Annotated in this window: 13 protein-coding genes and 1 pseudogene; 6 read left to right on the plus strand and 8 right to left on the minus strand. The window is 44.6% G+C overall.

Annotated elements, in window-relative coordinates:
* Positions 1-131 precede the first annotated feature (131 nt).
* From JGK20_RS29100 to rpaB, 8 genes and pseudogenes are all read right to left on the minus strand, one after another.
* Positions 132-452, minus strand: a pseudogene (locus JGK20_RS29100) (cation-translocating P-type ATPase C-terminal domain-containing protein); the annotation flags it as partial.
* Between the two features lie 142 nt (positions 453-594).
* Positions 595-1860 carry a transposase gene (locus tag JGK20_RS29105; RefSeq protein ID WP_293197048.1) on the minus strand — a complete coding sequence of 422 codons (1266 nt, stop codon included), beginning with the start codon at positions 1858-1860 and terminating at the stop codon, positions 595-597.
* Positions 1861-1959: 99 nt separating this feature from the next.
* Positions 1960-2922, minus strand: coding sequence for a cation-transporting P-type ATPase (locus JGK20_RS29110; RefSeq protein WP_293180296.1), 963 nt, complete (start codon positions 2920-2922; stop codon positions 1960-1962).
* 53 nt (positions 2923-2975) lie between these two features.
* The gene (locus tag JGK20_RS29115; RefSeq protein WP_293180300.1) at positions 2976-3431 is read right to left on the minus strand and encodes a pyridoxamine 5'-phosphate oxidase family protein; all 456 of its coding nucleotides are present in this window, start codon (positions 3429-3431) and stop codon (positions 2976-2978) included.
* A gap of 233 nt (positions 3432-3664) precedes the next feature.
* Positions 3665-3829 (minus strand): hypothetical protein, encoded by a 165-nt coding sequence (locus JGK20_RS29120; RefSeq protein ID WP_293206235.1) that lies wholly within the window; start codon positions 3827-3829, stop codon positions 3665-3667.
* Between the two features lie 141 nt (positions 3830-3970).
* Positions 3971-4612, minus strand: coding sequence for a cofactor assembly of complex C subunit B (locus tag JGK20_RS29125; protein WP_293180306.1), 642 nt, complete (start codon positions 4610-4612; stop codon positions 3971-3973).
* A gap of 121 nt (positions 4613-4733) precedes the next feature.
* On the minus strand, positions 4734-4898 hold the full coding sequence (locus tag JGK20_RS29130; RefSeq protein ID WP_293233083.1) for a hypothetical protein: 165 nt from the start codon (positions 4896-4898) through the stop codon (positions 4734-4736).
* Positions 4895-5626 (minus strand): response regulator transcription factor RpaB, encoded by a 732-nt coding sequence (gene rpaB, locus JGK20_RS29135; protein ID WP_071587789.1) that lies wholly within the window; start codon positions 5624-5626, stop codon positions 4895-4897. Before rpaB ends, JGK20_RS29130 begins: the two co-directional genes overlap by 4 nt.
* A gap of 164 nt (positions 5627-5790) precedes the next feature.
* On the opposite strand from rpaB, the gene radA reads away from it, so the two are divergent.
* From radA to JGK20_RS29165, 6 genes are all read left to right on the plus strand, one after another.
* Positions 5791-7347 carry a DNA repair protein RadA gene (radA, locus tag JGK20_RS29140; protein ID WP_293180312.1) on the plus strand — a complete coding sequence of 519 codons (1557 nt, stop codon included), beginning with the start codon at positions 5791-5793 and terminating at the stop codon, positions 7345-7347.
* Positions 7348-7392: 45 nt separating this feature from the next.
* Positions 7393-7623 (plus strand): type II toxin-antitoxin system prevent-host-death family antitoxin, encoded by a 231-nt coding sequence (locus JGK20_RS29145; RefSeq protein ID WP_293180315.1) that lies wholly within the window; start codon positions 7393-7395, stop codon positions 7621-7623.
* Positions 7624-7736: 113 nt separating this feature from the next.
* A complete protein-coding gene (locus tag JGK20_RS29150) occupies positions 7737-8114 on the plus strand; it encodes a hypothetical protein (protein WP_293180318.1) in 378 nt (125 codons plus the stop codon).
* A complete protein-coding gene (locus JGK20_RS29155; protein ID WP_293180321.1) occupies positions 8115-8648 on the plus strand; it encodes a hypothetical protein in 534 nt (177 codons plus the stop codon). It begins immediately after the preceding gene.
* 386 nt (positions 8649-9034) lie between these two features.
* Positions 9035-9889: a TIGR02587 family membrane protein gene (locus JGK20_RS29160; RefSeq protein WP_293180324.1), complete on the plus strand. Its 855-nt coding sequence runs from the start codon at positions 9035-9037 to the stop codon at positions 9887-9889.
* Entirely contained in the window at positions 9886-10302 is a 417-nt protein-coding gene (locus JGK20_RS29165) for a TIGR02588 family protein (RefSeq protein WP_293180327.1), read from the plus strand. The genes JGK20_RS29160 and JGK20_RS29165 overlap by 4 nt, the downstream gene beginning before the upstream one ends.
* The last annotated feature ends 143 nt before the right edge of the window (positions 10303-10445 follow it).

Genomic DNA, 10445 nt, shown 5'->3' on the forward strand with positions numbered 1-10445 from the left:
ACAGGCATCTTGCCTGTTCCTAATTGTCAGCAACAGGCAAGATGCCTGTTCCACAAGAAATTCACTCTTTAGTGAAACAGGCATCTTGCCTGTTCCTAAACAAGTAATTGAGAATGGTGCAAAATGTGAGTTCAAACTGGCTTCTTCACAAGAACCTCAATCTTTTTAGCTGAACTGTAAACAATTTTCTTTCGTATTTCATCAGCGATTAGTATTAATGGTGGGCAGACGATTAGCAGCGACCATTGCCAGGTCGATAGCGGTGCAGTCGCAAAGACTTTTTGTAAAGGTGGGAAATAGATAATAGATAGAATCAGTACGCACTCAACCGCAATTCCTAACCAGATTAAAGGGTTGCTAAAGAAGCCCAAGCGAAAAATTGAAGTGCGCTCACTGCGGCAGGCGAAAACGTTTCCAATTTGGCAGGCTACGATCGCCGCCAGCGTCATAGTTGTGGCTTGATGTTGACACTCTCAGCGCTGAAGCGACTGAGATTCTTAAGACATTGCGGTCTTAATATCCTGATTGCTCAGGTTCCCAAACTCAGCACGTTTGCTCATAGAGGGTGCTGATATCTTTTGGGCGTTTAGGTGTTCAACACCAGGTTTCGCGTCCTGGCCCACGTACCATTCTCAAAGCTCGATCTCTGATAGTTTTTGCAGCACCAATATCGGCGTGTTCGTGATATCCACATTCCACACAGATAAACTTTTCTTCATCTCTATTTTCCTGGTCGATATGACCGCAATTTCTGCATTCTTGGCTAGAGTGCTTAGGATTAACTTTAATTACGATTTTTCCTTGCTTTGCAGCCAGATACTCAATCTTTAATCCTAAATCGCCCCAGCCTGCATCGGAGATAGCACGATTCAATCCCTTTTTCCTGGATTGCCCATTCTTCAGAAACCTCCCAGTTTTCTCATCACTTTTTACCTTGCATCGGCGCATCATCCCAGAGATATTCAAATCTTCTAAGGCGATTGCATCAATGCTTCTAGATACAATCTTATTCGCAGTTTTCCATTGATACGCTTGGCGTTTATCACCAATTTTTTGATGAAATCTGCTAACTTTGATAGCTGCTTTTTTGCGGTTTTTACTGCCTTTTGTTTTGCGGCTAACCCGTCTCTGTCTAATTTTCAGAGTACGTTTAGCTTTTTTGTTGGTTGAAAATCTAGGGTTCTCAATTTGGTAGCCATCAGAAAGATGAACCAGTTTAGTGAGTCCTAAGTCGCAACCGATTACTTTGGGATTGTTACCGAGAGCTTTGGGGCTGTATTCAGGTACAGACTTATCTTCTATTCTCACGGAAACATACCAATCATTCTGTCGTTTCCTAACTGTGCAAGCCTTGATGGTAAAACCACTTGGGATTGAGCGAGAGTTGTGAAACCGCATCCATCCCAGTTTAGGTAAGTAGATTTTATTGCCCTTAATTTTCACCCCCATCGCATAAGTAAAAGATGTAAAATTACTGCGGTTCTTGAATTTAGGAAAACCCCTACCTTCAAAGAAGTTTTGGTAGGCAATGTCTAAGCGTTTAACATTCTGTTGTAAAACTGTTGAGTCTATTCTACTATACCAAGGTCTAGCCATTTTTAACTCAGGTAATGCTGTAATCTGAATGTCACCAGCACTTCGACGAGGATTTCGACGCTTACCTTCAAAGTCAAACTTAGAATCTTTCCAAGGATTTCCGGTTGCGCCACTTTTACTTACGAAGCAGGTCAATGGTGAAGCTTCGCTTTTTGTTCTGATGTCACAGTAGTTACCCTGGATAAACTGCTGATTGTACTGACAGATTCTGTCATTCAAGCACCAATTATACTGGCTTCGCAGCATATCTATCCAATCCGACATTTTTGATGATTGTGTTTGATTGGGTCGCAACTTATAAACATAGTTTGTTAGCAATCTGGTTCACCTCCTTAGTTTGTATTTTAACGTCTTTCTCTGCTTTCAAGTGTTAAGAATTAAGAAAAATTCACGGCGGTTGAAACCACCCGTGCCGCTTACATCGAGCGGGCTGAAGCCTCTGAGTTTTCCGCTTGCCGAATGTTTTTTTATAAATGCCACAATAATCCCGATCGCAAAAATGAAGCTTTCCTTGAGTTCCATACCCACCAACAGGTTAGTCAGCAGAAACACCACAACACCCAGCCCAAGGGCGATCGCCGTGATGACGTGCACCACGCTGTTGATTTGAACTTCCAGGGTGCTGGGTTCTCGTTTCACCGTTGTAGTGAGATGGGCAACCTGACCAAACTCGGTCTGAGTTCCTGTAGCGTACACGACCGCTAATCCACGCCCTGCCGCAACGGTAGAACCCGCAAAAACCAGATTGCTTGATTCGGAGGCACGCATCTTTTCAGTGGCTACAGGTTCCGCCGATCGGGCAACCGGCAGCGATTCTCCAGTCAGCACCGAGACATCGACATAACAAGACTGAGCCGAAACCAGTCTGGCATCAGCAGAGATGCGATCGCCCTCTTCCAATTGCAAGACATCTCCCGGAACCATCTCCCTGACGGGAATCTCACCTAGCGTCCCATCTCGATAGACTTTGGCTCGCGCGGGCAACATTTTATTGAGTGCTGTTAACGCTTGTTCTGCCTGGAATTCTTGCCAAAAACTGAAACCGGCATTAATCCAGATCACAGCCCAGACTGCCCAGCCGAGTTCTGGTGTACCCGAGACAAAAGCCAGTCCACCTGCAACCCAGAGCAAGAGTGCCATGAAATGAGTCAACTGATCGGTGAAGCGGAGTAATAGCGATCGCTTCGCTGGTTCGGGCAGTTCATTAAACCCGTAATGCTTAATTCTGATTGCTGTTTCTGCTTCTGAAAGTCCCTTTTGGGAAGTTGAAAGAGTTTCGTAGACTTGCTGAGTTGATAGTGTCCAAATAGGCGAATGAGATGCCATAAAAAGTCAACAAGTTGCCTCATAAGTTTGCTGCACGGTTGACAAGAGTGCTCCTATGGCTTCTTACTGCTGACTCCATCAGTGGTGCGCCCGCTGATTTCAGTTTCGTGGACGCGGTAAATTGCGATCGCCTCGGAACGTCCCTGACTATCAATCCAAGTGCGATTGATCGCAGGTGATAGCATGGGATTGCGCTCTTTGACGAGGTGCATTACTCGATCGAGATCTGCTTGCTCAGTCACGCGCAAAGCTCGACCATTGACAATAACACTGCGCCAATGAAGAGGCTCGCGTATTTCTTCAACCTGCAAACAAATTTCGGGATTCGCATCAAGATCGTGAGTCTTCATGCCGATCGTGGTAAACAGGTAAATGTCATCTGCTTCGAGATAATAATTCATGGGTATCACGTAGGGCTTGCCTTCGTGGATGCAGCCCAGATGACCGTATCCTACTGTGTGTAGGAGTTCGTGTATTTCTTTTGAACTCATTTCATCAATATCTAACATTACTATTTTCCTAAAGTTTTAGTTAATTAGTAGTATTCAATAGAAATAGTCCACGGTTTACATCTGTCATTAGATATAGTCGAGATCCTCACAAATCTTCTGCCCGCTTAGGAACGCAAATTAAATAATTTACACTCTTGAAAGTGGGATAGGCCAGAAGAACCCGTCCTTTCTGTACGGGTTCTCCTGCCCATCCCACAAGAATCATTAAATTGTAAGTTATTTAATTCTCATTACTTAATTGCTGTTTTTTTACCCACAGCTACGCTCGCTACGACTAAACAAGCGGTGATTAGGGCGATCTGCTCCAGAGTCTCACCAAGCAAAATAGCCGAAGCCAGCAGCGTCAAAAATGGTTGCAACAACTGAATTTGACCTACCCCTGCAACTCCACCCATCGCCATCTCGTGATAGAATGTGCGTCAGAAAATAGCTTTTCCATGATTGAGACAATAACGTATTCTGACGCACCCTACGACTGTCTCTAGCCGAAGCTGCGGACACCAAAACCCTACCAACTAAAATCTAAAATCTAAAATCTAAAATTGGTTGAGGGTATTTTCTAGTTTTTCGGCAATGCCTTCAACCCAATTTTCATCTTGCTTGGTATAGCTGCGCGGCGCGTTAGCACCTAATATTAATACGCCTTGAGTGCCGATCGGCTGACAGATCACTCCTTGGGTATTTTCTGGCAAATAGTCGAATTCGATTTTGCCGGGATAAATATCGAGCTTTACTAAATAAACTGGTTTGTTTTTGTCGAGCACTCGCTGCAATATTGGCCCTGGCTTGACTTCGGGATTGATGCCTAAGATGCCGCGCCTCAATAAGACTTTTCCTTGATATACAATGACGATCGCCCTTGTGGCCGTATTTGTCAACAGCAAACGCGACGCCCAGGCTAATTCTAGCTTGACGGCATCGGGCAAATCCGGCGCCAGCTCGAAGCCTTCAGAGCCGGTAAGCTGTACCGAATCGGGCGATCGCGCTTGCACCTGTTGCCACAGCAAACCTGTTAAAATCAGCAGGGCGCTGATAATTACTCCCAAAACGTCCGATCGAGTTTGAGAGTCTGTAATTTGCTCTGTCAGTAAGCGGTTGACCACCAGCAGCGTACCTGCTAACCCTCCCGCAACTAAGGGTAATTGCCGCAATACTTTATTTGGATCAGATTTTGTCATTGGTCAGTTGATAGTTGACAGTTGACAGTTGATAGTTGACAGTTGATGGTTGATAGTTGTCATTTAGGCTTTGATGCACTCGCTCACCAAGAAACCGGGTTTTTAACCGAGATTGAGGGTTTTAACCAGTATTTTGGTTGAAAAACCCGGTTTCTGGATACCTATGCTTAAGTTTTATAAGGAGTAGTTGATAATTTAACAACTGCCAATTGCCAACTGCCAATTGCCAACTGTCAACTGCCAACTGCCAACTGTCAACTGCCAACTGCCAACTGTCAACTGTCAACCGACTTCGCCAATTTCGACAATGCGCTGGAATAGATAGCCGGTGCCGCGGGCGGTGAGAATTAATTCAGGATTGCTGGGGTCGTCTTCCAACTTTGCCCTCAGCCGGGAGATGTGAACGTCCACAACGCGGGTGTCTACGTGGCGTTCTGGCGTGTATCCCCAAACTTCTTGCAAAATTTCCGATCGCGAAAAAGGCTCTCCAGAACGGCTGACAAGCAGTTCTAACAAGCTGAATTCCATGCCTGTGAGCCGAATTCGTTCGTCGCCTTTATAAACTTGGCGCTTGTTGGTGTCAATCCTAATATTAGTTACGTGGATGACTCCAGAACTGGGAATGCCTGAAGCGCCGTTTTTGTCAACCCGGCGCAGTACCGAACGGATGCGGGCTTCGAGCTCTTTGGGAGAGAAAGGTTTGACGACGTAATCGTCGGCGCCCAATTCTAAACCGGTGATGCGATCGGCTACGTCTCCCAAAGCGGTTAGCATGATAATGGGTACGTCTGATTCTTTGCGTAACTCCTGACACACGCCGTAACCGTCGAGCTTCGGCATCATCACGTCCAAAACTACTAAGTCGGGTTCGGTGTTGCGAAATGTTTCGAGAGCTTCTTCACCGTCAGCAGCGGTGACGACATCGTAGCCAATCATGGAAAGGCGAGTCTCCAGAATGCGCCGGATACTGGCTTCGTCATCGACTACCAGAATTTTTTCTTTATGATTTTCCAAGTTACCGAGCACTCCTTAAGTTACATTTCAGATAATCTTAATTTTTTGTACCCTATCATAGAATATACAGATTGAATCGTGTATGGCGATCGGTCTGAAAGCTTGATAATTGCTTTAACTCAGACTTTTCTAAATGTTAGGGTGACTATTTATCATAGTAAACAATGCCTAAGCCTCGAATACAATATATTTGTCGGGAATGTGGGTATGATTCACCACAATATTTTGGCAGGTGTCCTAGCTGTCACAAGTGGGATTCTTTTGACGAGCAGTTAGAACCACATACTGCTGGTGGGCCACGGGCTGGTTTGACTGGGGTGACAACTAAGTCAGTGGGCGGTTCGCCTCCTGATAAGTCGAAGGGTCAACCAAAGGTATCTTTTAGATTATCGCAGATTTCCGACCAAACTCAGTCTCGCTGGCCTTCTGGCTATGGGGAACTCGATCGAGTTTTGGGAGGTGGGATTGTTCCGGGTTCGCTGGTGTTGATTGGCGGGGAACCGGGAATCGGGAAATCGACGCTGCTATTACAGATGGCGAATATGTTGGCGCGCAAGGATAGAATACTCTATGTTAGTGCGGAGGAGTCTGGTCAGCAAGTAAAATTGCGATCGCAGCGTTTGGGCGTGGCTAATCCGGTTAATTTGTCAAGCAATGGCGGAAATATATCTGATAGCAATGGGGAAGCTAAAACGGATTCCCAGGACAATTCAGCGGAGAATTTCTACTTGCTTCCAGAGACGGATTTAGAAGTTGTTTTGCGGGAGTTGGAAGCGCTGAAACCGAATGTGGCGGTGATTGATAGCATCCAAACTATTTATTTTGCTAATTTAACATCGGCTCCGGGTTCGGTGGCTCAGGTACGGGAATGTACGTCTGCTTTGATGCAGGTTGCAAAAAGGGAAAATATTACTTTATTCTTGGTTGGTCACGTTACTAAGGATGGATCTTTGGCGGGGCCGAGGGTTTTGGAGCATTTGGTAGATACTGTACTGTATTTTGAGGGCGATAGATTTGCTTCTCATCGCCTTTTGCGATCGATGAAAAACCGTTTTGGCGCGACTCACGAAATCGGTGTTTTTGAAATGGTAGCCAATGGTTTGCGAGAAGTAGATAATCCGTCGGAGTTGTTTTTAGGCAATAAAGATGAATTTTCTCCGGGTACTTCGACGACGGTTGCTTGCGAGGGAACTCGACCGATTTTAGTGGAGATTCAGGCGTTAGTCAGCCCTGCAAGTTTTGGTGCGCCACGCCGTTCTACTACTGGTGTGGATAGTAGTAGATTGCAGCAAATTTTGGCTGTTTTGGAGAAAAGGGTGGGGATTCCTTTGTCTAAATTGGATGTGATTGTGGCGTCGGTAGGCGGGTTGAAGGTGGAGGAACCGGCGGCGGATTTGGGGGTGGCGATCGCAGTTGTGGCCAGTTTTCGCGATCGGGTAATTGATGCGCGCACAGTTTTGCTCGGAGAAGTCGGTTTGGGAGGACAAGTGCGGCCGGTGTCGCAATTAGAGTTACGGCTAAGGGAAGCGGCGAAATTGGGTTTCAAAAGGGCGATTATTCCTAAGAATCAATCCGTGCCAGATTTGGGGATGGAAATTATTCCGGTGGCTAGAGTGATAGATGCAATTATTGCAGCGATTCCGGCTACTCCTGCTCAGTTGCAGTCGGATGATATGGAAGTACAATCTGTTGATTTGGAGGAAGAGGATTTATCGAATTGAGTTAGAATGGTGATGTTGTAAATTGATATTAAGGAGGCACAAGTTATGTATCAAGTAGACATTGTTGAGGCTAAAGAAAAACTTCTGGAATTAATCGAAGCGGCGATGAGAGGTGAAGAAGTTGCCATTAGTAAAGATAATCAGCCTGTTGTAAAATTGGTAGTAATTCCCAAACAAGCTAAACCCAATCGGCAAGCAGGGAGTGCTAAAGGAATGGTTTGGATGTCCGATGATTTTGACGAACCTCTAGAAGAATTTAAGGAGTACAGATCATGAGGCTGTTGTTCAACACTCATGCCTAAACACGATCAAAAGAAAAAAAATATCGTTGTTTAGCAACAAACATTATGAGACGATTGCGAATAACCACACTTATTCAAGTCATAGTTATGGCAATCGTAACACTCTATCACGGTACAGATATTGAGAGTGCATTGGATATTTTGAATAACGGGTTAAATGGCGATCGCTTGCTAGTTTTGCAAACTCAGCCTGTACAATTAGGTCAAGGTTGGTACGCTGCGTTAGATCCAGAAGTAGCCTGGTTCTTTGCTGCCCTATCACCAGGTTTAGACGATTTAGGCTGCACAGTTATTGAAATGTCTTTGCCTGTGGTAGAATTAAACTATCTGCTGGATAGAGGAGAAGCTAGAATTGAGCCAATTGCCAATGTGATGTTCTCCGCACAGCAAATATGGTTTTCAATTAATGCCTTTGATTTTTTAAATGAAAAAGCTGACTTTCAACCTTGCCAGGAAGCAGGATAAATGAAAAACAATTACACCATGAACGATTTAAAAATTCGTTCTACAAATCGTACAACTACAGATAATGGCATTACTGCACATACTCATACTGTGTTGTTTGAGCGTCTGCTGACAGTTGAAGAACAGGAACAATTCACACAAATATTAAATAGTGTTTGCGAAACATTTGATTCATCACAAGGTTTAGATAATAAGTTTTTAGCTAATCCTCAAGTGACATTCACTGATCCTAACCAGGTACATTATACAGTGAATCAGCGCATTTTTGCAGGTTCGTGGAAGGATGAACTATTTGCTAGGTTAGTTGCATTTAGTCAGGAAGTTGCTAGTATTGCTGAACATGATGGAAATCCTGTCTTTAGCAAACTAACAAAGTTAAAGCAACTGCAAAAGTGGGCACAGTCACAGATTGACAATACTGCCCAACCTGAAGTTAGACCTGATATTGCAATTACAGTGTTGCAGTTAATTGATGAAGTTGAAAGGTTGCAGAATCAAGTTAAGCAAATAGAAACTAAATCACAAACTGCATAATGTTGTAAAAAACCAGATATAACAATCACGAAAGCCTACGAGTTTCCAGCAAAAGTCACAGAGGGCGGGAAAATAGAATTTCCCGATACCATCTTAAAATACTTAGCAGCTAACCAAGAAGTCAGAGTTATTGTTCTGGTGAAAGAAACAACTGATACAGAAGAGGAAAATTCTGCTATATTGGTTTGTAGTGAGGACTTTAGTCCGCATCCATTCCGAGGACTAAAGTCCTCACTACAAACCTTTTTTATTGCGCGTAATCGGACATGACATAATATAAAATCTCTGTCCCGGGTTAGAGAAAGAATACCATAAATATTGTATTATAGAGAATGTTTAAAAAATAGTTAATTTCCCAATTTTTAGAGGCGCGTTTTCACTCAAATATGAACAAGTCAAAAAGACGTAAAAATCAGTGGTCAAATGAACTAAACGATATCATTCGAGGTGCATCTGGCGGATTTTTGTTCGGGATTCCGCTGCTGTATACGATGGAGGTTTGGTGGATCGGTTCCTCTACTAAACCAGCGCAAATGTCGATCGCCATTATAACTACTTTTATCGTCGTTTTCTTGCTGACTCGCACTGAAGGCTTTCGCAAAACTAAGGACATCCGGTGGCGGGATGCTGCAATCGATACCGTAGAAGCGATCGCCATTGGCATTGTCTGCGCGGCTGTTATCCTGTTTTTGCTCCGGGAAATTACGCCGGATACTCCGCTGCAACAAGCTTTGGGGAAAATCATCTTTGAAGGCTTGCCCTTTGCCTTGGGAGTGGCCCTGGCAAGCGGTTTCTTGAGTGGCGATCGCTATCAAAGCTCAGATAGCGACAGCGAACCGATGATTAATCCCACTTTAGCAGATATCGGTGCTACTTTAATTGGCGCGATGATAATTGCTTTCAACATCGCCCCAACTGACGAAATTCCCATGCTAGCGGCAGCTATTTCGCCACCTTGGCAATTAGCAATTATCGCCGCTTCGCTGCTAATTTCCTACGGTATTGTATTCGCAGCCGACTTTACTTCTCAAGCAAAACGCCAGCAGCAGCGAGGAATTTTTCAGCGTCCCCTCAGCGAAACTGTGATGGCGTATTTAGTATCGCTGGTGGCTTCTGCATTTATGTTGTTTTTCTTCCACAAACTCAGCTTTGACGACCCTTGGTCTGTTTGGTTGGGCTATACGTTAGTATTGGGATTGCCGGCGACTGTTGGCGGCGCGGCGGGGAGGTTGGCGGTATGAGTGACAGTAATGCCGAAAGTAAAATGGAACAACCGGAAAAAAGAACTTTTGCTGAATGGGTAACATTTGCGATCGCCTGTTCGATCCTGTCTACCATCACCGGACTCGTACTTTACAACTGGGTGACTAAAAAACAGGAACCTCCTGTGATTTCTGTGACTCGCAACGAGCCAATTCGCGCCACCAAAGGGCAATTTTACGTACCGTTTAAAGTTACTAACACGGGCGGCGAAACGGCAGAATCAGTGCAAGTTGTAGCGGAACTGCGCGTCAAGGGCGAAGTCTTGGAATCTGGAGATCAGCAAATTGATTTTTTGTCAAGCGGTGAAACTAAAGAAGGAGCTTTTATCTTCAGCCGCAACCCCAGTCAAGGTGAATTGATTGTGCGATCGAGCAGTTATCAATTGCCTTAAAAAAGCTCAGATTCGGGAGTTTCAATATATCAAAAGTCAATTGATATAGCGGTTCTCAGAAAGATGAGGTACGTTGTTGGGCTTCAGCCCTCTTGGTTTCAGTGGTTATATAACCTGTCAGTCATACCTCACCTTTTTGAGAA

Source organism: Microcoleus sp. PH2017_05_CCC_O_A (assembly GCF_020738785.1).
GTDB lineage: Bacteria > Cyanobacteriota > Cyanobacteriia > Cyanobacteriales > Microcoleaceae > Microcoleus.